We start from the raw sequence: 24128 nt of genomic DNA on the forward strand, positions 1-24128 counted from the left end.
AGGAAAAGGGCGGAAAGGGCATCGCGGCGAAACGGATCCGCCGCGTGCCGTGCTCCCGCGCCGGTTCAGCAGCTCGTGGCGCCGCAGTCGCGCACCGACTTGATCTTCTCGGCGAGCTGGTCGTAGCCGACGGCGCCCATCACGACCTCGTCACCCACCACGTAGGAGGGGGTGCCCGTCAGGCCGAGCTTGTTGGCCAGCGTATAGGCTTCCTCGATGGTGGCGTTGACCTCCGGGTCCGCGACCGCCTTGCGGATCTCCTCCTCGGTGACGCCGACGGTTTTGGCGGCGGCAAGCGCGCTCGCCCGGTTCGCGCGGCCCTGGATGCCCATCAGTTCGCGGTGGAACTCGGCGTATTTCGCCGGCGCGATGTGGTTCAGCGCCGCCGCGACCTGGGCGGCCTCCACCGACCCCTGGCCAAGAACGGGGAATTCCTTCAGCACGATGCGCAGGTTCGGGTCTTCCTCCAGCAGGCGGTCCATGTCGGCCATGGCGCGCTTGCAGTAGCCGCAGTTGTAATCGAAGAACTCGACCAGCGTGACGTCGCCGTCCGGATTGCCGAGTTCCACCTGACGGGTGGAGTTGAACAGGATGTCGGAGACCGAGGACAGCGTCTGCGCGCGGGCCTCGTCGGCCTTGGCCATGTCGCGGCGCTCGAGTTCCTCCAGTGCCTCGCGGATCACCTCCGGATGCTCGAGCAGATAGTCGCGCACGATGGTCTCGACGTCCGACTTCGCGAGCGGGGCCGTCTCTGCCTGTGCGGGCATGCCGGCGGAACCGGCGAGAAGGGCGAGGCCAAGGGCGGCGGCTGCGAGACCGGACAGGGTCCGGCGGGCGGCGGGAACGGACAGGGTCCGGCGGGCAGTCGGTTTGCTCATTCAGGTCTCCAGCGGGCGCATGGGCCCGGAAAATGTCCGTGGCATCCGCTCTGGACGCCGGAGGACGCTGCCACCAGGGCTGTCCGGGGCGCTCCTCAGGAGCGGCCGGGCAGTTTCGGCGGGGTGTAGGTCACGATGTCGTCCGCCTGAAGCCAGGCGGGCGTGCCCCGCTTCAGCGTTTTCTTGGCCCGCGACGCGTAGCGCTTGGCGGCCTTGAAGTCGCCCTTGGCCATCAGGCCCCGGGCGGTGGCAAGATCCGCCTCGGCCGTGCGGCCCTGCCGCCCGAGCGCAATCGCGAGCTGAGAATATCCGATATGGGAGTTCGGGTCCAAATGGACACCCGTCTTCAGCACCTTTTCCGCTTCGCCGAGCAGTGCCTTGTCGTTGCTGGCGACCAGCGCGAAGCCGAGCCAGACGTGGAACTGGCCCTCGCGCGGACGCAGCGCCAGCGCCTTGCGGAAGGGCGCCACGGCCTGGCGCGGACTGCCTGATTCCAGCAGGGCCTGGCCCTTGAGCTCGTAGAAATAGGGGTTGTCCGGCTGACGGCGGATGAGATCGTCGATGGCGCTCACCGCCTCGCGGCGGCCCTTGGTGCGCATGGCCACCACCGCGCGTGCATATTCTGCCGGCAGCGAGCGGTCCGAGCGCGGGTAGGCGCGCGCGGTCTCGTTGGGATGGCGGGTGAAGGCGATCAGCTTGGCGCGCACCAGGTCGTGGCGTGCCTGCAGGGCGGGACTGTCGGGCCGGTTCCAGTAGGGGCTCTTGCGCGCGATCGTCTCCAGCGCCGAAAGCCGCTCGCGCGGCATCGGATGGCTCTGCGCGTAGGGGTCGGTGTACTGGGCGGAGAACAGCGTCTGGTCGGCGAAGCGGCTGAAGGTCTTCAGCATCCCGCGCGAGGAGATGCCCGCCTTGTTCATGAAGGTCACAGCCGCGCGGTCGGCGACCGATTCCTCGCCGCGGCGATAGGAAAGAAGCGACCTCTGGGCGAGGCCGGCGCCGGCGGTCAGCGCGCCCGCGCCACCCTGCGCGAGGCCGCCCGTGTTGGACCCGGCACCGGCGGCAATGGCTCCGACGCCGAGAATCATGCCGATCGCCGCCATGACCTGGGCATTGGCGACGGCGTCACGCAGGCGTGCCAGATGGTTGCCCTTGATGTGGCCGGTCTCGTGCGCCAGCACGCCGATCACTTCTCCGGGCGTCTCCGCGTCGGTGATGACGCCGACGTTGATGAAGATGTGGCGCGCATCGGCGACGAAGGCATTGAAATCGCGCTTGTTGATCAGCACCACCTCGACCTGCTCGCGGGCGATGCCGGCCGCGTCGAAGATCGGATAGGTGTAGTCGCGCATGAGGGCTTCGGTTTCGGCGTCGCGCACCAGCGGCAGACTGCGCTGCGCCGCCGCCGGCGAGGTCATTGCGGACACGCCGACGAGACCGGCCGTCAACAGCGCCAGGCCCCGGCGCAGCAACCCCTTGCGCGTCAGCGCTTCGGCCTTCACCGTGTCCGCCTGCCGAATGCCGGTCATCCCGTCCCTCGTCCGTCTCATGGTCGTTTCAAACGTTTGTCGCGGTTCGCCGAAAGTCCGTTCCTGCCGGTCTGCCGGTTCCGTGCCGCCTCCCTTTGGAGGAGGGAACTCTCGACAGGGCCGCGCCGGGAGGGTAGGGAGCGCGACGAAAGCGGTCAACCGCGCTTCTTCCCTCCGCCTTACCCGTCAAGACGTCATGAATCGGGCGTCAGCATGACGGTGGGGGACTGCGGGGGATGCGCGACGTCCCGCCGTTCGATGCCAGAAGGATACCTGCCATGCCCACCGCCTCCGCGCGATCCGATGTCGAGCCCTTCCGGGCGATGGACGTTCTTGCCCGGGCCAATGCACTGGAGGCGCAGGGCCGGTCGATCCTGCACATGGAGGTGGGGCAGCCCGGCGCCGGCGCACCGCGCGCCGTGCTCGCCGCGGCGCAGGCGGCGCTCGACGGCGGACGGCTCGGCTATACGGAGGCGCGTGGCCTGCCGGTGTTGCGCGATGCCATTCGCGATCACTATCGCGTGACCTACGGCGTCGACGTGCCGGACCATCGCATTGTCGCGACCACCGGATCCTCGGCGGGTTTCAACCTGGCCTTTCTGGCGGCCTTCGATCCGGGAGACCGGGTGGCGATCGCGGCCCCCGGCTACCCGGCGTACCGCAACATCCTGCGTGCGCTCGGCCTCGTGCCGGTCGAGATCGAGACCGGTCCCGAAACCCGCTACGCGCTGACGGCGGAGCTTCTGGAAGCCGTCCACCGCGAGGCCCCGCTCAAGGGTGTTCTGGTCGCCTCGCCGGCCAACCCCACGGGCACCATGATGACGCGGGAAGCCCTCAAGGGGCTCGTGGAGGCCTGCGAGGCGCTGGATATCTGGTTCATCTCGGACGAGATCTATCACGGGCTCGTCTTCGCCGGGCAGCAGGAAACGGCGCTTGCCTTCACGCAAAACGCCATCATCATCAACAGCTTCTCGAAATACTACTGCATGACCGGCTGGCGCATCGGCTGGATGATCCTGCCCGAGGTTCTGGTGCGACCGCTCGAGCGCATCGCCCAGAGCCTCTATATCTCGCCACCGGAACTCTCCCAGCGTGCCGCCGCCGCGGCCTTTTCGGCGACGCGGGAGCTCGAGGAGATCAAGGCCGGATACGCCGCCAACCGGACGCTTCTGCTGGAGACGATGCCGAAGCTCGGCTTTACCGAGATGCTGCCCGTGGACGGGGCCTTCTATCTCTATGCGAGCGTGCGACCGTTCTCCAACGACAGCGCGGAATTCGCCCGCCGTATGCTGGAGGAGGCAGGGGTCGCCGCGACGCCTGGCGCGGATTTCGATCCCGTCCACGGCCATGCCTTCATCCGCTTCTCCTTTGCCGGCGATCATGCGGTGATCCGGGAGGCCGGCGAGCGGCTCGCGGACTGGCTGCCGCGCGCGGGCTGAGCGGACCGGGCCTGGTCCGGCGGGGAAATGTCGGGATCTGTCGCAGGCATCGCGCCTGCGACAGCTTGTTACAGCTTTGGTGTTTCACATATTTTCAGAAGGGTGCAAGCATTGGCCCCGGGAGGAAACACTCATCCCGGAGACCAAGCCGTGACCCGCCTTCTGAAGACCCACGGAACCACCTTTACCATCGTCCTGTTTTTCGTGTCGGCCGTGTCCGGCGTCGCCCTGTTCTTTCACTGGGCCCCGGCCGCGTTTCACGGAATGCACGAGTGGCTGTCCCTGGTGCTGATCGTGCCCGTCGCCGTGCATCTGTGGCGCAACTGGAATGCCTTCACCACCTACTTCAAGCGCCGCACGCTGCTGCCTCCGGCGGTTCTCGGCGTGGTCGCCTCCCTGATCTTCGCATGGCCGGCGATGACCTCCGGAGCGGCGGGCGGCGGCAATCCCATGCGGGCCGCGATCAGTGCCATCGAAGGTGCGACGATTGCCGAGGCGGCGCCGCTCTTCGATCTGGCGCCGGCGGACCTCGGCGCGCGACTGGTCGCGCGGGGCTATGCGCTGGAGCAGGGGGCCGACTTCTCCGTGATCACGCTGTCCGACCTGGCAAAGGCCTCTGGCAAGCCCGGCGGCCCGGCTCTTGTCGCGGACGTCGCCTTCGCGCCGGCCGAGTGAGACGACAGTCAGAGGGCGGCGTAGATCGCGTCGAGCACCGCGCCGCCCACCTGCCGCCCGAAGGCCTGGGCGTGCAATTCGTCCGGCCAGAGCCGACCGCCGCCGCTGTCCCACCTGGGCGCGAATGCCGGCTCCGAAACGACGGTGTCGCCGACCGTGAAGATGTAGTGGACCAGGCGGGGAGAGGGGCTGCCGCAGTCGGCCCGGCCGATGGTCTCGAGGAAGGCGGCGGCAATGAAGCGTTCCATCTCGCCGCGTGTGAGCGGCCGGTCGCCGGTACGCTCGGTGTCGACGATGATTTGCAGCCACTCGACCTCGTGGCAGGCCGTGTCGCCCGGGCCCGTGGTGGCGAGCAGGCGGAAGCGGTGATGGATGTCCGGCGATCCGGGGATTTCCTTCAAGGGCGGAATGTCCGCCTCGACCGGGCCGGCCGCCTTCTCATTGTAGATTTCCTGCAGGCGGGCCTCGCGGGCGCGCTCGTCGGCCTCGCCCGCGATACCGTAGTCGCGGGCAAGGCAGGCCTTCGTCTCGGCGAAGGCGCGGTCTCTCAGGTCCGACAGCGGGGCCGCAGTTCCCTGCCTCTTTTCGGAACCTTCGAGCAGGCTTCGAAAGGTTGCGCCGAACGTCTCGCAGGCCTCGCTCGCATTCGCCAGAACATCCGCCTGCTGGTAGGTCAGGCGTCCGTCGACGGGAACCGGCTCGAGAAACTCGGCATGTGCCGGCGTCGCCAGAACCGTGCCGAAAAGGGCCGAAGCGACCGCACAAAGACAACTGACGCTGCCGGCGAACCTGCCCCGGCGCGCACCTCGGACTACAGTCTTCACGTTGACAAGCCCTCGATCATCAATCCGTAATTGCAATGGGGACATGAAATCACGCGGGACAGGGAACGTCCAGTACGGCGGGCGGATATGAAAAAGCCGGCGGATCTTGCGATCCACCGGCTTCGTTTCATCAAGTTCAGGCAAAAAACGACGCAGAATTGAGTCAATCCTGCGCGAATTTTGCAGGTGCCTCAGAAGAAGCTGCGGCGCTGCCACCAGCCGGAGCGCTTGGGGCCGGCCTCATCGGCGGGCTCGGTCTCGCCGGTCTTGGTCACGGTCTCGCTGACGACGACAGGCTCGCTCGGCGCGGCGGCCTCGACCGGCTTGTCCTCGCCCTGGGCGTCCGTATCGGCGTCGGACTTGTCCTCGGCAGCGGTCTCGACCTCGGCCTCGGCAACCGTCTCGCCGTCACTGTCCCGCGAAACATCGCTTTCTTCGGCGGCAGCCGGTTCGGAGGTCTCTTCGACCGCTTCGGCTGCGGGCGTCTCCGCCTCGCTTCCGCTCGAAGCCTCTTCCGGTGCGGCCCCGGCCTCCGCAGGCTCGGACGACGTCACGTCGGACTGGTCTTCGCTCGCCGCTGCCTCGGGGGGCGCGGTTGTCTCGGGCGCGCTTGCGGCTTCAGCCTGAACCTCGGCGGGCGCGGTCCCGGATGCCGACTCCTGCGGGGATTGCTCCTGCGAAGACTGGTCGGCGGTTTCCTCGCCAGCCTGGGCGTCGGACTGGCTCTCGTCAGCCTGGGCCTCGTTCTGATTCTCGCCCTGACCGTCGCGCTTGCCGCGACGTCCGCCCCGGCGACCCCGGCGGCGCTTGCGGCGGGCGGCGCGATCGTCGTCGCTCTCGCCGTCTACGTCGGCGGAGCGGGCCTCGCCGTCATTGTCGGCGTCGGTGTCGTCCGAACCGGCGTCATCGCGGTCGTCGGAGCCATTGTCGTCGCCGTCGCGTCCCTGCGAGTCGTCCCCGTTGGAGGGCTTCCGGCGGCGGCGGCGGCGGCGGCGCTTGCGGTTGCCGCCATCGTCGTCACCCGCGCGGGCCTCGTCGCGGTCGTCACGCTCCTCGCGCTCCTCCGGCTCGTCGTCGGCCACGACGACCGGCTCGACCGTGGAGGGCTGAACGCTGCGCGGCGCCTCGTCGACGGAGCGCTCGCCAACAGGCTCGCCGCGCTCCACGGCGTAAAGATGGCCGTTGTCCATGGTGCCCGCGACCACGGTGATCTCGAGACCGAAACGGTTCTCGAGGTCGTTCAGGTGCGCGCGCTTCTGGTTGAGGATGTAGAGCGCCGCCTCCGTCGTGGTGCGGACGGTGAGGTGGTGGGTGGCCCCCTTGAGGAGGTGATCCTCGAGCGAGCGCAGAACATGCAGCGCGACGGACTCGACCGAGCGGATCATGCCCGTGCCGTGGCAGTGCGGGCAGGGCGTCATGGAGCTTTCCAGAACGCCGGTGCGGATGCGCTGGCGCGACATCTCCAGCAGGCCGAAGTGCGAGATGCGGCCGACCTGGATGCGCGCGCGGTCGTTCTTGAGGCAGTCCTTGAGCTTGCGCTCCACCGCACGGTTGTTCTTGTTCTCCTCCATGTCGATGAAGTCGATCACGATCAGACCGGCGAGATCGCGCAGGCGGAGCTGGCGGGCCACCTCCTCGGCGGCCTCCAGATTGGTCTGGACGGCGGTGTCCTCGATGTTGTGTTCGCGCGTCGACTTGCCGGAGTTGACGTCGATCGCCACCAGAGCCTCGGTCTGGTTGATGACGATGTAGCCGCCGGACTTCAGCGTCACCTGCGGAGAGAACATGGCGTCGAGCTGCGACTCCACCATGAAGCGCGAGAAGACCGGTGTCGCGTCCTTGTAGGGCTGGACGTTCTTCGCGTGGCTCGGCATGAGCATCCGCATGAAGTCCTTGGCCTCGCGGTAGCCCTCGTCGCCGGCGACAAGGACCTGGTCGATGTCCTTGTTGTAGAGGTCGCGGATCGAGCGCTTGATGAGCGAGCCTTCCTCATAGACGAGGTAGGGGGCGGAGGACTGCAGCGTCAGGTCGCGCACGTTCTCCCAGAGGCGCATCAGGTACTCGAAGTCGCGCTTGATCTCGGCCTTGGTGCGGCTCGCGCCGGCGGTGCGCAGGATCACGCCCATGCCCTGGGGCACCTCGAGCTCCGAGGCGATCTTCTTCAGCCGCTTGCGGTCCGTCGGCGTGGTGATCTTGCGCGAGATGCCGCCGCCGCGCGCGGTGTTCGGCATCAGCACGGAGTAGCGTCCGGCCAGCGACAGGTAGGTGGTCAGCGCGGCGCCCTTGTTGCCGCGCTCCTCCTTCACGACCTGGACGAGGAGCACCTGGCGGCGCTTGATGACTTCCTGGATCTTGTACTGCTTGCGCGACTTGCGGGCGCGCTGGGGAACCTCCTCGAGCGCGTCTTCCGCGCCGACGGACTCAACGTCCTGCCCCTCGGCCGCCTCGCCGTCGTCGTCGCCGTTCTCGGCATCCTCGGCCGGAGCGGACTTGGCTTCGCTCTCGTCCTCGTTGCGGGCGGCCTTGCCGCGCTTGCCGCGTGCGGGGCGCTCGTCGTCCTCGCCGGTCCGGGCCTCTTCTTCCTCTTCATCGAGGAGGGCCTGCCGGTCGGCCATGGGGATCTGGTAGTAGTCCGGGTGGATCTCGCTGAAGGCGAGGAAGCCGTGCCGGTTGCCGCCGTAATCGACGAAGGCGGCCTGGAGCGAGGGTTCGACCCGCGTCACCTTTGCGAGATAGATGTTTCCGCGAAGCTGCTTGCGATTTGCAGCCTCGAAATCGAATTCCTCAACCCGGTTGCCGCGCACAACCACGACCCGGGTCTCTTCCGGGTGCGCGGCATCGATGAGCATCTTGTTTGCCATAGAATGGGATCTCCACGACCGTCGCTGCGGGGCGGCATGAGGCACGCGCCCGCCTGGGCGAGGAACCGGTCGTTCTGGTCTTTGGTTTGAAGAAGGAAGCGTCGGCGCGCCGCGCGGCGATCCGGGAGCCGGTGGCAAAGCCGCAAGCGGCTGCCCCGTGTCCGTTCCGGATCGTCTTCGCGCAAGATGTCATTGCCGCGCCCGTGTTACCCTAATGAGTGGCTCCGGCGCTCGAAGGCCGGGCCTGGATTGCATTGCCGGCAGGGCCGAACGGCGCGGATCATGTCCTCCGCCATCGCTCCTGCTACGGTTCGCCGGCGCGATCTCGCCAGTCAGGACCCGCTCCCTTCGACCCGTTCCGGGCGTCAGCCCGTCCCGTGATCCGCGGCCCGTCTCGTGGGCGGTCCGAAAGGCCCTCGGAGCGATCCTCCGTCAGCCGGGGCACGATTGGCCATGGCTTGGGGACGACGTTCTCGACCGGGCCCGGACACGCCAAAAGCGCGAGCCCCCCATCACGGAGCCCGGAGCCAATCGATCTTTCGCGGGTGACGCAAGGACAGTTGGCGTAACCGGACGCTCTTCGGGGGCGTCGGGGGCAACCTGCCTGAATCATGTTCAGGACCAGGAACCGTATAAACTCTTTTACGGTCGGGCGGCGAATATGGCAAGCATTCTGCTAGGCTATGAATGAGTTTCGCCGGTTTCGCATCCCGCATCCCATATTGGCGGTTATCGTCAATGAAAGGTTAACTTGCCACGGTTACCTTCACGTGGCATCGCTGCACGGGAACGTTCCGGGCCGATCGGCCCGCCGGCCGCTGGGACAGGTTCCGCCAGGGCGGTCCTCGCCGAAGCTTCCGCTACGTCCATCGTGCGGGCGGCAAGGAGGCGGTCACGCCCCGGGGCGGCGATTTGGGTGCCACGGGATCTCAAGAGACGCAGACAGGACAGATGGCAGTGACGAAGGCCCGACCGGTGCACATGGTCCGGAAGACGTTGCGGCTGGCGGCGGCCGCGTTCATCGTGACGTGGTGCGGGGCGCTCGGCGCCGCCCATGGTCCGCTTGCCGCCGGCGCGGCCCTGGCCCAGGACGGGGACGGGGAAGCCGGCGCGGGGATGGTGGTGCGTTCGGCGCAGCTTGCCGGCGACGGCAAGCGCACCCGGTTCGTGATGGACCTGTCCGCGCCGATCGAGTTTTCCGTCTCCACGCTCGCCGATCCCTATCGCATCGTCATCGACCTGCCGGCCCTCCGCTTCGACCTGCCGGACACCGCCGGGCGGGAGAGCCTCGGCCTGATCCGGGCCTGGCGCTTCGGGCAGTTCGCGCCCGGCAAGTCGCGCATCGTGATCGACGCGAACGAGCCGGTCGCCGTCGACAAGGCCTTCGTGCTTCCGCCGGTCTCGGGGCAGGCGGCGCGCTTCGTGCTCGATCTGGTCGGCTCCGACCGTGACGCCTTCCTGAAGTCCGTCGCCGAATCCAAGCCGCACACGCCGGCCACCCGCAAGAGCGACCGTATGGCGCGCGCGGGCAGCCCCCACAAGCCGCTGATCGTGCTGGACCCCGGCCATGGCGGCATCGACACGGGGGCGGTCGGAAACGGCGGTACCCTGGAAAAGGCGATCGTTCTCGATTTCTCCAAGAGGCTGCGTGACCGGCTCAAGAAGAACGGCCGCTACGAAGTGCGCATGACCCGGGACACGGACGTGTTCATTCCGCTTCGCGAGCGGGTGAAGATCGCACGCGGCCTTCAGGCGGATCTTCTCGTCTCCATCCATGCCGATTCGGTGCGCATCGGTCGCGACCAGGTTCGCGGCGCGGGCATCTACACGCTGTCCGACAAGGCCAGTGACGCCATCGCCGCCGCCCTGGCCGAGCGCGAGAACCGCTCCGACGTTCTCGCCGGCATCGACCTGGCGGAAGAGCCGGACGACGTGTCCGACATCCTGATCGACCTGACACGGCAGGAGACGCGCAAGTTCTCCTTCCTGTTCGCGGAAACGCTCGAGGGCGAACTGCGCGGCGCGGCGCAACTGGTGAAGAATCCGCGCCGCTCGGCGGGCTTTCGCGTGCTGACCGCCCATGACGTTCCCTCGACCCTGATCGAGCTCGGTTACCTGTCCAACAAGCTGGACGAGAAGCTGATGACGACCGACGAGTGGCGCGAGCGCATGGGCGAGGCGATCGAGGCGGCGATCGACCGCTATTTCGACCGCCGGTTCGGCGACCGCGCGATGCATGTGACGCAGACGACGCAAACGGCGGCCGCGAAGGGGGCGGAGTGACGCCGACCGCCTCAGCATCGCCATATTGGTCGTAAAGGAAGACGGTCAAAGTGGACCGTTGCCGATGGCGCGGGACGGGGCGGGGCGAATCCTGTAGATGCGCTTGTCGCGCGGGGCGGTTCCGCCATTTGCGCGACGCTGCCGGTGAGCCGGCCCCTGGCCGGGCAAGCCGCCCCTCGGCGGGCTGCCGCGACGCTGGATACATCCGCGGACCTTTCCCGAAATGGGTACGGGTCCGACGACAAGGAATGAATGAGCCGCTTCCATGAAGGTCTTGATCAAACTCTTCGGCTACCTGTTCGGCATCGGCGCGGTGCTCGGGGTGCTCGTTGCCGCCGGCGTGTGGATCTATCTGCAGGAAGAGGTGAACGATCTTCCCGACTACACGACGCTGAAGAACTACGAGCCGCCGGTGATGACGCGCGTTCATGCGGGCGACGGCCAGCTCATGGCCGAATACGCCAAGGAACGCCGCCTGTTCCTGCCGATCCAGGCGATCCCGGACATGCTCAAGCAGGCCTACATCTCGGCCGAGGACAAGAATTTCTACACCCACATCGGTGTCGATCCGGAGGGCATCGCCCGCGCCGTGTTCCTCTATGTGCGTGACTATGGCTCCGGCCGTCGCCCGCAGGGCGCCTCCACGATCACCCAGCAGGTCGCCAAGAACTTCCTGCTCACCAACGAGGTGAGCTTCGAGCGCAAGATCAAGGAAGCGCTTCTGGCGCTGCGGATCGAGCAGACCTACACCAAGGACGAAATCCTCGAGCTCTACCTCAACGAGATCTACCTCGGCATGGGCGCCTATGGCGTGGCCGCGGCCTCGCTCGTCTATTTCGACAAGTCGGTGCATGAGCTCACCCTGGAGGAGGCCGCCTATCTCGCGGCCCTTCCCAAGGGTCCGAACAACTACCATCCCTTCCGCTATGGCGAGGCGGCCGTCGAGCGCCGCAACTGGGTCATCGACCGGATGGTCGAGAACGGCTACGTGACGCCGGAAGCCGGCGAGACCGCCAAGGCCAAGCCGCTGGTCGTGACGCCGCGCACGCGCGGGTCGCATCTCTTCGCCTCTGAGTATTTTGCCGAGGAAGTGCGCCGCAAGCTCGGCGAAATGTACGGCGAGAAGGGGCTCTACGAGGGTGGCCTGTCCGTGCGCTCGACGCTCGATCCGGTGATGCAGCGCAAGGCGCGCCGGGCTCTCATGGACGGTCTTCTGTCCTTCGACGAGCGTCGCGGCGGTGGCTGGCGCGGGCCGATCCAGACGGTGGATCTCGCCGGCGACTGGGGCGTTGCGATCGCCAAGATCGACGGGCTGGCCGACGTGCCCGAGTGGAAGGTCGGCGTGGTGCTGTCCGCCGGTGGGGACTCCGCCGAGGTGGGCCTGCAGCCGGAGCGGCGCGTCGACGGCGGCCTTTCCAGCGAGCGGCGCACCGTGCGCCTGTCGCTGTCCGACATGAAGTGGGCGCGGGTCTCGGGCCGTGCGCCGGGCTCGACCGGCGACGTGCTTTCGCCCGGCGACGTGGTCTACGTGGAGGCCAAGGACGGCAACTCGGACGGCGCCGACTATGTGCTGCGCCAGTTCCCGAAGGTGTCCGGCGCGCTGGTGGCCATGGACCCCTACACGGGCCGCGTGCTTGCGATGGTCGGCGGGTTCTCCTTCGACCAGAGCCAGTTCAACCGCGCCACGCAGGCCTATCGCCAGCCGGGCTCGGCCTTCAAGCCGTTCATCTACGCGGCCGCGCTCGACAACGGCTACACGCCCTCGAGCGTGGTCATGGACGCCCCGCTGGAAATCAGCCAGGGGCCGGGGCTGCCCATGTGGCGCCCGCAGAACTACGGCGGCAAGTTCTATGGTCCCTCGACGCTTCGGGTCGGCATCGAGCTTTCGCGGAACGTGATGACCGTGCGCCTCGCCCAGGACATGGGAATGCCGCTGGTAGCCGAATACGCCAAGCGCTTTGGCATCTACGACGACATGAAGCCGGTGCTCGCCATGTCGCTGGGCGCGGGAGAGACCACGGTCATGCGCATGGTCACCGCCTACGCGATGATCGCCAATGGTGGGCGCCAGGTTACGCCGACGCTGATCGACCGCATCCAGGACCGCTACGGCAAGACCGTCTACAAGCACGAGAGCCGGCTGTGCGAGACCTGCGCCGTGGATCACTGGGAACACCAGCCGGAGCCGGAGCTGATCGACAACCGCGACCAGGTGCTCGACCCGATGACCGCCTACCAGATCACGTCCATGATGGAGGGCGTGGTCCAGCGCGGCACGGCGACCAAGGTGCGCGAGGTCGGTCGTCCGATCGCCGGCAAGACCGGCACCACCAACGACGAGAAGGACGCCTGGTTCGTCGGCTTCACGCCGGACCTGACCGTCGGCGTCTTCGTCGGCTACGACACGCCCAAGCCCATGGGCCGTGGCGCGACGGGCGGCCAGGTAGCGGCACCGATCTTCATCGAGTTCATGAAGGCCGCTCTCGAGGACACGCCGCCGGTGGAGTTCCGCGTGCCCAAGGGCCTGCAGCTCATCCCGATCAACCGCAAGACGGGCCTGCGTGCCTCGGCCGGCGCGCCGGGCACGATCCTGGAGGGCTTCAAGCCGGGTACCGCGCCGCCGGACGAATACTCGATCATCGGCTTCCAGGACGAGATCGGCATTCCGCGCACGGTGTCGCCGGAGGCGGGACAGGCGGTGATGACGGGCACCGGCGGCCTCTACTGAGGCATCCGCGTGACGGGGTTTGCAAGGGGCGGCCGGGCGGTCGCCCCTTGTGTTTTTCAAAAGGGAAACACCTTGCCGCATGGGGGCTTGAAGGCTTTCGCGCGACGGTTTCTCCGGCCTGGAAAATGCTCTATGGTCCGCCCCCGAACGGTCGCCCGACGGGCGGCCCCGTGGCTGCCGCACGCCCGTGCGGCGCCTTGAACGCAAACGGTCACGGTGTGCCGTGGCCTCAACCCGCAAGGAGCAGCGATGCGCGCTGAAACCGAGGTTGTTGTCGACGAAATCAAGCAGGCCATAAGCCTGCTGAGGAGGCATCTTTGACTGGGATGCAGCGATTTCCCGACTTGATGAACTGAACGCGGCGTCCGAGGATCCGGGCTTCTGGGACGATCCCGCGCGGGCACAGAAGCTCATGCGCGAACGCCAGCAGCTCGAGGACGGTATCACCGGCGTGCGCAAGCTGGAGGCCGATCTTGCCGACAATCTCGAACTGATCGAGCTTGGCGAGATGGAGGGCGACAAGGATGTCGTCTCCGAGGCGGAGAGCGCGCTCAAGGCGCTGCGCGGCGACGTGCAGAAGCGCCAGATCGCCTCGCTGCTTTCCGGCGAGGCCGACGGCAACGACGCCTATCTCGAGATCAACGCCGGCGCCGGCGGCACGGAGTCCCAGGACTTCGCCAACATGCTCATGCGCATGTACACCCGCTGGGCCGAGCAGCGCGGCTACAAGGTCGAGGTGCTCGAGATCCACGACGGCGAGGAGGCGGGCATCAAGTCCGTGACCCTCAAGGTCAGGGGCGAGAACGCCTACGGCTGGCTGAAGACGGAATCGGGCGTGCACCGGCTGGTGCGCATCTCGCCCTTCGACAGCCAGGCGCGCCGGCACACGAGCTTCGCCTCGGCGTGGGTCTATCCGGTGATCGACGACTCGATCGAGATCGACGTGAACGAGAGCGACTGCCGCATCGACACCTACCGGGCGTCGGGCGCGGGCGGTCAGCACGTCAACACGACCGACTCGGCGGTGCGCATCACCCACCAGCCGACGGGCATCGTCGTGCAGTGCCAGTCCGAGCGCTCCCAGCACAAGAACCGGGCCACCGCCTGGTCGATGCTGAAGGCGCGCCTCTACGAACTGGAGCTGCAGAAGCGCGAGGAGAAGGCCAATGCCGACGCCTCCGCCAAGACGTCGATCGGCTGGGGTCACCAGATCCGCTCCTACGTGCTGCAGCCCTATCAGCTCGTGAAGGACCTGCGCACGGGCGTGGAAAGCACCAGCCCGAGCGACGTGCTCAACGGCGATCTCGACACCTTCATGGAGGCCACCCTGGCGCAGCGCGCCTTCGGCGGCGCGCCGGAAGCGGTCGAGGACGTGGAGTAGGCCGACAGCGCCTATCGACGAAACGCGAAAGGGCGGCCCCGGGGCCGCCCTTTTTGCATCGATGTGGCGAGGAGTGGCCTCAGACCAGAAGCTTGCGCAGGCGCGAGGAGATCATGTCGATCACCGAGACGGTGACCACCATGACGATGATGATCGCGCTGGCCTCCTCGAAGCGGAACCCCTTGAACGCCTCGTTGAAGGTGAAGCCGATGCCGCCGGCCCCGACGATGCCGAGCACGGTGGCCGAGCGCACGTTGGTCTCGAAGCGGTAGAGCGAGAAACTCGACCAAAGCGGAATGACCTGCGGGATGACGCCGTAGACGATCTCCTGAAGCCGCGTGGCGCCGGTGGTGCGGATGCCTTCCACCGGACGGTGGTCGATGGCCTCGACCGCTTCGGAGAAGAGCTTCGAGACGATGCCGAGATTGTGTACGAAGATGGCGAGCACGCCGGGCAGGGGGCCGAGACCGACCACGGCCACGAAGAGCACGGCGAACACCAGGTCGTTGATGGCGCGGCTCGCGTCCATCAGCCGGCGCATGGGAAAGACCACCCAGGCGGGGGCGATGTTGGACGAGGCCAGCAGGGCGAGCGGCGCGCCGAAGATGATGGCGAGCACCGTGCCCCAGAGGGCTATCTGAACCGTCTCGATCATCTTGCGGATGTAGAGCGGCAGGTTGGAAAAGTCGGGCGCGAGGAACTGGGCGACCATGCTCGACAGGAAGTCGTTGCCCTGGAACAGCCGCGTCCAGTTGTTCATCTCGGTCGGATACCAGGACAGGCCGAGCAGAAGCGCGATCACGCCAAGCACCAGTGCCGTGCCAAGCAGGCTCGACCATTGCGGGCGCAGGGCGGCGAGGACGGCCGGGGAGGGCGCGGCGGCTGAGGGCTCGGGGTGCGCGTGCATGGCTGTGTCGTGTCCTTGTGGTCGGTCCGAAGGCGGGCCGGACGGGCGGAACGGCCCGGAAGGGGCCGTTTCCGTGTCGCAAGAGAAACGGCGCGATCCGCAAGGGACCGCGCCGCGAGGGAATGCGGGATCAGTAGCCGCCTTCGCCAACGATCTTGGCCTGGGCGGCCAGATCGGCGAGGAGCGCGTCGGCGGCCTTGATGGCCTCCGCGTCGTTGGCGGCCTCGGCCTTCAGCTTTGCCTTGAACGCCTCGATCTGGCGCACGTCGAGAAGCTGGGCGTTGGAAGAGGCGAGGAACGGGCCCCAGCCGTCGGAGAGATTGGCGAGCACCGCGCGCTCACGCTTGACCTTCTCCATGTCGCCGAAACGGCCGTACTGCATGAAGAAGTAGTAGATCTTCTCCTTGGCGGCCTTCGGCAGGTCGGCGCGCCAGACCATCGGGTCGGAGGGGATCAGCGGCGAGCGCCAGATTTCCTTGATCTGGGCGGCGGCGTCCGGGTTGGACTTGGCGAGGCGGGCGTAGATGGACTCGGTGTTGTTGGTCGCGACGTCCACCTGGCCGGCGGCCACGGCAAGGGCGTTGCCCTCGTGGTTGGACGCGGTGACGCGCGCGAAGCACTCTTCCGGCGTCTTGCCGTTCAGGGCCCACACATAGTAGCCCGGGATCGCGTAGCCCGAGGTGGAGTTGGGATCGCCGTTGCCGAAGGTCAGCGTCTTGTCGCACTTCAGCACGTCGTCGAGCGAGTTGAGCGGGCTGTCCTTCTGGGTGATGAGCAGCGAGTAGTAGCCGCGCTCGCCGTTGTCCTTGATGGTCTGGGCGAAGACCTCGCCGCCGGCCTTGTCCACGGCCTGGATGGCGGACTTGTTGCCGAACCAGGCAACGTCGACCTGCTTGGCGCCCATGCCGGCGATCACGCCCGCGTAGTCGGAGGCGAAGAACGGCTTCACCTCGACGCCGAGGGAGGCGGACATGTCGTCGAGGAAGGGCTTGAAGTTTTCCTCGAGCACCGAGGCGCTTTCGGTCGAGATGATGCCGAAATTGATGACGGACGGCATCTGGCCGGCGTCCTGGGCGAAGGCGGGGCCGGTCGTGACGGTCATGGCGAGCGTCGCGGCCGCGAGAACGGTCTTCAGCATGTGGGGCTCCTGGGTTTCAAGTCGCTTGGGATAGAGGTAGCTGGCGTTTGTGCCGCTCTTGTTGGGATCCGCGCTCAGGCGCTCGTGGCGGCTGCGATGCGGTCCGGAAATGCGGGCGCGCTTGGCGTGGCGCCATGCGCGGTGCCGGCGTGTGCCGGAACGGGAATGTCCGTGTCCGACAGGCTTTCGCTGTCGTAGAGGTCGGAAAGGGTGGCGCGGTCGATGCCTGAGACCGGGCCGTCGTAGACGAGTTCTCCCGCCTTCAGCGCCACGATGCGCCGGCAATGGCGGAAGGCGTGATCGATCTGATGCAGGGAGACGACCACGGTCACGCCGTCCTCGCGGTTGATGCGCGACAGGGTCTCCATCACCGTGTCGGCGGAGGCGGGGTCCAGCGAGGCGATGGGCTCGTCGGCGAGGATGAGGCGGGCTTCCTGGGTCAGCGTGCGCGCGATCGCGGCGCGCTGCTGCTGACCGCCTGAAAGCCGCGAGGCGCGGCGGCGGGCGAAATCGACGATGCCGACCCGCTCCAGGGCCGACAGGGCGCGGATCCGGTCCGATCGCGTGAACAGGCCGAGGGTGCCGCGCCAGGCCGGCGTCTTGCCGAGGCGGCCGGCCAGGACATTGGCAAGCACGCTCAGCCGGTTGACGAGATTGAACTGCTGGAAGACGACACCGACGTCCCGGCGCAGACGGCGTGCGTCGCCCGTCCGCCGCCCGTCGCGCTGCACGTCACGGCCCAGAAGCGACAGGGCGCTCGACGCGCCCCGGTCGATGGTCTCGAGGCCGCACAACAGGCGCAGCAGGGTCGACTTGCCGGAGCCGGACGCGCCGATGAGCGCCACCATCTCTCCCTCGGCGACCGAAAAGGAAACGTTCCGAAGCACGGGCTTGCCGCGCTCGAACGTCTTCGAGACCGATCTGACTTCAATCGCTGACATCGTCCGTGTCCTCCTTGCACGGTCCGGTTAGGCGGACTGTGTTTCAGGCACATGACGATTGGCGTTTTTCGCGAGGGAGGACTTGCCCCGGATCACATGCAAAAACGCCCCGGATGCGAGGTCCGGGGCGCAAGAAACGGGGTCGGGTGGCGGCGTTTGCCGGGATCAGTTGCGAAGCAGGGGAGAGAGTTTCCTGCCGGCCTTGATGAAAGGCATGGGATCCATCGGGCGGTCGTTGATGCGCACTTCGTAGTGCAGGTGCGGACCGGTGGAGCGGCCTGTTGAGCCGACATAGCCGATGGTCTCGCCCAGACCGACCGTTTCGCCCTTGGTGACCGAAACGCGGCTCATGTGGGCGAATCGCGTGGTGACGCCGCTGGGGTGTTCGATCTCGACCGACTTTCCGTAGCCGCCGTTGCGCCCGGCGAAGACGACCTTGCCGGGGGCCGGGGCCTTGATGGTGGTGCCGGTGGCGCCCCGGAAATCGAGCCCGGTGTGCATGGCCATGCGGCCGAGGAAGGGATCGAGGCGCGGACCGAAGCCCGAGGAGGTGGCGGCGCCCGAAAGCGGGGCTGCAAGCGGAATGCCACGTGCGGCGGTCTTCACCGTCTCGAGGCGCTCAAGCGCGGAGCTTGCCCGGTCCAGTCGCTTGTCGAATCCGACGTCGCCAAGCGGCACGAAGGGGCCGCCGAGCCCGCCCCTGGCGGTGCCCGCGAGCTTGAGCCCCAGGGTGTCGGCAGCGGCCGTGATGGTCTTCGCGTCCCGCTCGGCGGTGACGGCGATGACGTCGAGCGCCATGGTGGTCTCGTCGTCCATGCGCGCGAGCGTCGCGTTCATGTCTTCCAGAAGGTCGGTGCGCTGATCGGTCGGTGCCGTCGCGCGGGCCGGCGTGGCATCGGCGCTTGCGCTGTCCCCGCCAAGGTCGCGCAGCGGCCGCGCGGGATGACCGGCGGCCTGGGCCGCCGCCGCCGCGGCGGCGGGCCCGTAGTCGCTCTTGGTGCCGCGCAGGCTGAGAACCGGCGAAATCTCGATGGGCTCGGGCGTGCCGCCGATGGCGGGCGGCGCGTCGGAGGCCGACGTGTCCATGGCGAGCTGCGGCGCGTCGATTTCCGGCTTCGCCGGGGGCAGGGGGCTTGCAGCGGCGACCCGGATGCCGGTGCGCGCGGCCCGGGCGATCAGACGGGCCACGTCGGCCTGGCGCTGGTCGAGATCGCGCTGACGGGCGACGACCTCCTCGATCTGCTCGTCGATGGAGCGCTTTTCCAGAACCCGGCGGCTGGTGAGCTGATCGATGCGCGAGCGCAGCGAGGAAATCCGGTCTTCGTAGGAAAGCTGCATCTCGGCCTGGCGCTCGGCCGAAGCCTGGATGATGTCGTCGCGCAGAACCAGATAGGCGGTGGCGCCGACATACCCCAGGGCGAGGGCGAGGCCGCAGACGGTGCCGACACCCGCCAGCCAGGGCGAAATGGTGAAGCTGCGCACGTTGTCGCCCCGGGCAATAATGACCCGATGCGGCTCCTTGCGCCTGCCGAACTCACGCGAGGGATAGTCACCGTGTCCCGTCATTACTCTCCGGACCCGTTTTCCGTCGGAAGCGCCACAACACGACGCTCCAAAAACACGTCCCGATTAGAAGGGATTAAGGTTAACAAAAACTAATCACCTCGCATTTCGATAGCCGGAAATGCCGAGGGTCAGCCGACGAGACGGGCAAGCGGCCTGTAGAAGCCGGGTGTCAGTCCGGCCTCGGAGCGGGCCCTGTCGTTGAAGGGAGGCTTGAGTCCGCCGCGAAAATGGGTCCGCACCAGCGCCTGGAAGCGGGGCTCGGGGTCCGTGCGCTCTCGGTCGCAGAGAAAGCGGAACCATTTCGCGCCGAAGGCGACATGATGCTTCTCGTCGCGATAGATGATCTCGAGAATAGCTGCCGTGTCGTCATCGCCCACCGCGCGGGCCTTCTCGATCATCGGCGGGGAGATGTCGAGGCCGCGCGCCTCGAGCACCAACGGGATGACGGCGAGGCGGGCGGCAAGGTCGTCGCCGGCGCTTTCCGCCGCCTCCCACAGCCCGTGATGGGCGGGCAGGGCGCCATAGTGCGAGCCGAGCAGGCCGAGCCGGTGGCGCAGCAGCGAAAAATGCTTGGCTTCCTCCAGCCCCACCCGCACCCAGTCGTCGAAGAAGGAACGCGGCAGCGGCCAGTGCGCGAAGCGGCCCACCATGTCCCAGGTGAGATCCACGGCGTTGAGCTCGATATGGGCGAGCGAGTGCAGCAGCGCGACCCGGCCGGCGGTCCCGCCGACAGCGCGCCTGGGCATCTCGCGCGGGGGCAGCAGAACGGGTTCGTCCGGCCGGCCCGGCTGGTCGGGCATGGGCGTTGCCCCCATGCGCCGGCGCAGCGACAGGCCGCGCCGGAACCATGCGCGCGCGGTGGCGTGTGCGACCCGGATCTTCTCGTCGAGATCCGGCGTTTCGACGATCCGGCGCGCGCCGTCGGCGAGCGAGGGCGGCAGGTCGCCGGCCGTGTCGGCATGTGTGGGGGAAACGACCAAGGCTTTCTCTGTCCGCTTGTTCCGCCGAGAAGGAAAGGGGGGACGCGCGGGGCTCAGCCCAGTTCGCGCACCGCCTCCAGCACCGCTTCCGCGTGGCCGGCGACCTTCACCTTGCGCCAGATGGCGGCGATCCTGCCTTCGGCGTCGATGAGGAAGGTGGAGCGCTCGATGCCCATGTACTTGCGGCCGTACATGGATTTCTCGACCCACACGCCATAGCGGTTGGCGACGTCGGTGTCCGTGTCCGCGCCCAGCAGCACCTTCAGGTCGTGCTTGGCCTTGAACTTGTCGTGCTTCTCCGCCTTGTCGGGCGAAACGCCGACGATGGTCGCGCCTGCCTCTTCGAAGCTGTCCGCGAGGCCGGAAAAGGCAATGGCCTCCTTCGTGCAGCCGGGTGTGTCGTCCTTGGGATAGAAGTAGAGGACGACCTTGCGGCCCTTGAGCGTCGAAAGGGACACCCGTCCGCCACCGTCGGCGGCGAGGTCGAAGTCGGGGGCGGGGCTGCCAACGGTCAGTTCGGACATTTTGCCATCCTTTGGTCACCGGAGAAGGGAAGACTCGCGCTTTGCGAGTCGCATCATGAATACGGACGCGACCGGCCTGCCGGATGCCATACTGGGCATATTCGAATCGGTGCCGGTCGGCGCCAGACGTCCCGGGGACAGATACACTGTTAAAACGGCTGATCCACCGCAACAAGCCCTTGCGGGATACCCTGCGCACACGCCGGAGGCGGCGGGTTCTGCGCGGTTTCGGCTGGCTTGCCGTGCTGCTCGCGATTCTCGCCGGCGTGGGCGTCGTGATCGCGCTGCAGGGACCGCTTTCGGTGGGCTACTTCGCGCGTGCGGTGGAGGCGCGCATCTCCAGCGACCGCACGCAGGTGACCATCGGCGCCGCGACACTGGACTTTTCCGAGGGCTTTCCGGCGCGCATCGAACTGCTGAACGTGACCATCGAGGCCGAAGGCGACGTGCCGATCGCGGTTGTGGTTCCGCGCATCACCGCGCCGCTCGACGTCGGCGCGGCGCTGACCGGCCATGTGGCCGTGTCCGAGGTGGTGCTGGAGCAGCCGCGCCTCACCGTGCACCCGGTCGCCGGCGGAACGTCCGAGATCCCGGACATGGACCAGCTTTCGCTCGCCGCCGACAGCTTCGCCCGCCTGGCCCTGGAACATCTGGCGGAACGCACCATCCGCCGTATCGAACTCGTTTCGGCGGAACTCGTCTCCGAAGGCGAGGAAACCTACCGGATGCGCGGCATCGACGCGGAGCTGACCCGCGAGGGCGACGAAATCCTGACCGTGCGCGCCGAAATCGCGGGGCGGCTGGGCCGCTGGCGGGTGGGGGCGCGACGCAGCGTCGACCCCGACACCGGCGCGCGCCTGATCCGTCTCGACATCGACGACGTGACGCTCGGCGAATTCCTGCCGGTGGACACCGACATCCGCACGGGCAAGGGGCTCGGCGTTCCCGTCGACTTGCGGCTGGAAACCGAACTCGACAATGCCGGTGCCTTCAAGGCGACACGCCTCAGCACGGTCGTCTCGCCCGGCTGGGTGAACACCGGTCGCACCATCGTGGCCTTCGACCGCATCGACGTGCAGGTGCAATGGCTCGCGGGAGCGCCGGGCTTCCAGATCGCGCCCTCGTATTACACGCGCGGCAGGACGGTCATTCCCTTCGAGGGGGTGGTCGAGCCGCCACGTGACTGGCAGGAGCGCTGGTCGTTCCGCATCGTTTCGCGCGGGGCGGAGATCGGGCCGAGCGACGTCCCCGGACCGCCCTACGAGATGGAGTACCTTGTCGTCGAGGGCGATGCCGATCCGGTCGCGCGCGAGCTCGGTTTCGACCGGATCACGCTGCGCTCGGGCACGGCGAACCTGGACGGCGCCGGATCCCTGAAGCTTGCCGAGGACGGTCCCTATCTGGCGCTGGCGATGGAGAGCGGGCCGATGGCGGTCGCCACGCTCAAGCGCCTGTGGCCGATCACGATGGTGCCGCCGGCGCGCGCCTGGGTGATCGAGCATGTGATCGACGGGCGTGTCGACGGTGGACGCGCCACCGTGGCGCTGACCCCGCCGGCCTTCGACGTTTCCGATCCGAGACCGGGCTGGTCGGGCAATGACGTCAACGTGGACATCGACCTCTCCGACCTGACACTCAAGACCATCGGCACGGTGCCGATCGTCCAGCGGCTCGGCGGCAAGGTCGAACTCAAGGACGAAATCCTGAGCGTCACCGCGAAGGACGGGATCGTGGCGGCGCGCGCGGGCGAGCAGCTCACGCTGCCCGGGGCGACCTTCTCCATCCCCGACGTGCGCAAGCACGGCGACAAGACCGGCGTGCTTTCACTCGATCTCGACGGGCCGGCGGCCTCGGTCGCGACGGTGCTCGACGCGAAGCCGCTCAACGTCCTGTCGGAACGGGGGCTTTCTCCGGACGGCATCTCCGGCTCCGCGAGTGTCACGCTCGACGCGCGCTTTCCGCTGGTGCGGGAGCTTTCCCTGGAGGATGTGGCGTGGAAGCTCTCGGGCAATGTCCGGAACTTTTCCAGTGACAAGCCCATTCAGGGCAGCATGATCAGCGCCGCCGACCTGACCTTCGACGTGGACGCAAGCCGGCTCGAACTCAAGGGCAAGGGACGTCTTGACGGTCTGCCCGCCGATCTCGATCTCGTCGTGCCGCTCGGTGACGGAACGGATGCGGTCGCCGCGCGCCAGGACGTGGTGCTCAATGCCACGGCCGACCAGCTTGCCAAGCGTGGCATCGATCTGCGCGAGTTCGTCAACGGGTCCATGCGCCTGGCGGTCGACGAGAAGGACGGCGGACAGTCCTTCGATATCGATCTGACGCGGGCGCGCATCGACCTGGCCCAGGTGGGCTGGACCAAGTCTCCCGGCGTCCCGGCGCGCGCGCGCTTCACCATGACCGAGAGCGGGGGCGCGCGCGAGATCCGCGGCTTCGAGTTCACCTCCGAGGGGGTCGAGATCACGGGAACGCTGTCGCTGGATGGCAAGGGCAACCTGAAGCGGGCCCAGTTCAGCTGGTTTGCCTTGCGGCCCAGCGACGAGGCGACGCTCCGGGTGAGCCGCGACGGGCGGACCTATGTCGCCGACTTCCAGGCCCGCCGCTTCGACGCGCGGGGCCTGATCGCGAGCCTGACGGGAAGCGGACGGGGCGGCGAGGACGGTTCGTCGTCCGCCGCCTTCCGTGTCAGCGCCGAGGTCGACCAGATGACGGGCTTCAACAACGTCAGTCTGAACGGGGTCTCGTTGCGCATGACCTCCGCCGGTGGAGAGGTGCGCTCTCTCTCGGCGACCGGGCACACGAGCGCCAGCGGCACGTTCGAGTTCAATCTCACGCCCTCCGAGGGGCAGAGGGTCATGACCGGAGTCGTCGGCGACACCGGCGCCGTGCTGCGCTTCGCCAATCTCTACGACCGGATGCGTGGCGGCACGGGGCTTCTCAACATCACCATGGCCAAGGGAAACATCTGGAGCGGAAAGTTCCGGGTGAAACGGCTGGCGATCACCGAGGACCCTGCGATCCGCGCGCTGGCCCGCACGCGTGTGGTGGCCGAAGGCGATCCGCGCCGGCGCCAGGCGTTCGTCGGTTCCGAGCGCCAGGGCGAGGCGTCGTTCAGCGCGCTCGATCTCACCTTCGTGCGCAACGGCGACCGGCTGGAGATCACCGAGGGAACGCTCACCGGCGCCACCGTGGGCGGCACTGTTTCGGGCACCGTGAACATGGCCGAGCGGACGCTGGATCTGACCGGTACCTTCGTGCCGGCCTTCGCGCTCAACAACCTCTTCGCCAAGATCCCGATCCTGGGACTGGCGCTCGGCGGCGGGGCCGACGAGGGGCTGATCGGCGTTACCTACAAGGTGACGGGCGCGATCGGCGATCCGGTACTGACGGTCAATCCGGCCTCGGCCATCGCGCCGGGCATCTTCCGCAAGCTGTTCGAGTACCGCTGAAGCCGACACACCGCACAAGCGAAAA

Annotated in this window: 16 protein-coding genes; 6 read left to right on the forward strand and 10 right to left on the reverse strand. The window is 67.6% G+C overall.

All coding sequences use genetic code 11. The annotated features are described in order from the left end of the window. Positions 1-65: 65 nt before the first annotated feature. Positions 66-878, reverse strand: a complete 813-nt coding sequence (locus ACYX4S_RS06325; RefSeq protein WP_422069044.1) for a DsbA family protein — start codon at positions 876-878, stop codon at positions 66-68. Between the two features lie 95 nt (positions 879-973). Continuing rightward, on the reverse strand, positions 974-2404 hold the full coding sequence (locus ACYX4S_RS06330) for a M48 family metalloprotease (protein WP_476362276.1): 1431 nt from the start codon (positions 2402-2404) through the stop codon (positions 974-976). A gap of 278 nt (positions 2405-2682) precedes the next feature. Here ACYX4S_RS06330 and ACYX4S_RS06335 point away from each other — a divergent pair, with 278 nt between their 5' ends. Together ACYX4S_RS06335 and ACYX4S_RS06340 are read left to right on the forward strand one after the other, a co-directional pair. Further along, positions 2683-3843: a pyridoxal phosphate-dependent aminotransferase gene (locus ACYX4S_RS06335; RefSeq protein WP_476362277.1), complete on the forward strand. Its 1161-nt coding sequence runs from the start codon at positions 2683-2685 to the stop codon at positions 3841-3843. 150 nt (positions 3844-3993) lie between these two features. Then, positions 3994-4518, forward strand: a complete 525-nt coding sequence (locus ACYX4S_RS06340) for a DUF4405 domain-containing protein (protein WP_476362278.1) — start codon at positions 3994-3996, stop codon at positions 4516-4518. A gap of 8 nt (positions 4519-4526) precedes the next feature. On the opposite strand, the gene ACYX4S_RS06345 is transcribed toward ACYX4S_RS06340, so the two are convergent. Continuing rightward, positions 4527-5342: a hypothetical protein gene (locus ACYX4S_RS06345; RefSeq protein ID WP_476362279.1), complete on the reverse strand. Its 816-nt coding sequence runs from the start codon at positions 5340-5342 to the stop codon at positions 4527-4529. A 191-nt stretch (positions 5343-5533) separates the two neighbouring features. Next, on the reverse strand, positions 5534-8203 hold the full coding sequence (locus ACYX4S_RS06350) for an Rne/Rng family ribonuclease (RefSeq protein WP_476362280.1): 2670 nt from the start codon (positions 8201-8203) through the stop codon (positions 5534-5536). 957 nt (positions 8204-9160) lie between these two features. Between ACYX4S_RS06350 and ACYX4S_RS06355 the strand changes: the two genes are divergently transcribed. From ACYX4S_RS06355 to prfB, 3 genes are all read left to right on the forward strand, one after another. Then, entirely contained in the window at positions 9161-10486 is a 1326-nt protein-coding gene (locus ACYX4S_RS06355) for an N-acetylmuramoyl-L-alanine amidase (RefSeq protein ID WP_476362281.1), read from the forward strand. 274 nt (positions 10487-10760) lie between these two features. Beyond that, complete coding sequence (locus tag ACYX4S_RS06360) at positions 10761-13214, forward strand: penicillin-binding protein 1A (RefSeq protein ID WP_476362828.1); 2454 nt, start codon at positions 10761-10763, stop codon at positions 13212-13214. Positions 13215-13463: 249 nt separating this feature from the next. After that, positions 13464-14595, forward strand: a protein-coding gene (gene prfB, locus ACYX4S_RS06365; protein WP_422069038.1) for a peptide chain release factor 2 whose coding sequence is annotated in 2 segments (ribosomal slippage) — positions 13464-13532 and positions 13534-14595 — 1131 coding nt in all. Because the reading frame shifts where the segments join, the coding sequence is not laid out codon by codon here. A gap of 79 nt (positions 14596-14674) precedes the next feature. Here the strand turns inward: prfB and phnE are convergent. The 6 genes from phnE to bcp all read right to left on the reverse strand — a co-directional run bounded on the left by phnE (position 14675) and on the right by bcp (position 20651). Continuing rightward, a complete protein-coding gene (phnE, locus tag ACYX4S_RS06370) occupies positions 14675-15502 on the reverse strand; it encodes a phosphonate ABC transporter, permease protein PhnE (protein WP_476362282.1) in 828 nt (275 codons plus the stop codon). A gap of 130 nt (positions 15503-15632) precedes the next feature. Continuing rightward, positions 15633-16640 carry a phosphonate ABC transporter substrate-binding protein gene (gene phnD, locus ACYX4S_RS06375; protein ID WP_476362283.1) on the reverse strand — a complete coding sequence of 336 codons (1008 nt, stop codon included), beginning with the start codon at positions 16638-16640 and terminating at the stop codon, positions 15633-15635. A 74-nt stretch (positions 16641-16714) separates the two neighbouring features. Next, positions 16715-17581: a phosphonate ABC transporter ATP-binding protein gene (gene phnC, locus ACYX4S_RS06380; protein WP_422069036.1), complete on the reverse strand. Its 867-nt coding sequence runs from the start codon at positions 17579-17581 to the stop codon at positions 16715-16717. A gap of 165 nt (positions 17582-17746) precedes the next feature. Beyond that, positions 17747-19147, reverse strand: coding sequence for a peptidoglycan DD-metalloendopeptidase family protein (locus tag ACYX4S_RS06385; RefSeq protein WP_476362284.1), 1401 nt, complete (start codon positions 19145-19147; stop codon positions 17747-17749). Positions 19148-19275: 128 nt separating this feature from the next. Then, entirely contained in the window at positions 19276-20127 is an 852-nt protein-coding gene (locus ACYX4S_RS06390) for a ferritin-like domain-containing protein (protein WP_293718526.1), read from the reverse strand. Between the two features lie 53 nt (positions 20128-20180). Beyond that, positions 20181-20651: a thioredoxin-dependent thiol peroxidase gene (bcp, locus tag ACYX4S_RS06395; RefSeq protein ID WP_476362285.1), complete on the reverse strand. Its 471-nt coding sequence runs from the start codon at positions 20649-20651 to the stop codon at positions 20181-20183. A gap of 179 nt (positions 20652-20830) precedes the next feature. Between bcp and ACYX4S_RS06400 the strand changes: the two genes are divergently transcribed. Then, complete coding sequence (locus tag ACYX4S_RS06400) at positions 20831-24103, forward strand: hypothetical protein (protein ID WP_476362286.1); 3273 nt, start codon at positions 20831-20833, stop codon at positions 24101-24103. The last annotated feature ends 25 nt before the right edge of the window (positions 24104-24128 follow it).

The sequence above is a fragment of the Stappia sp. ABD4_338 genome (assembly GCF_056312175.1).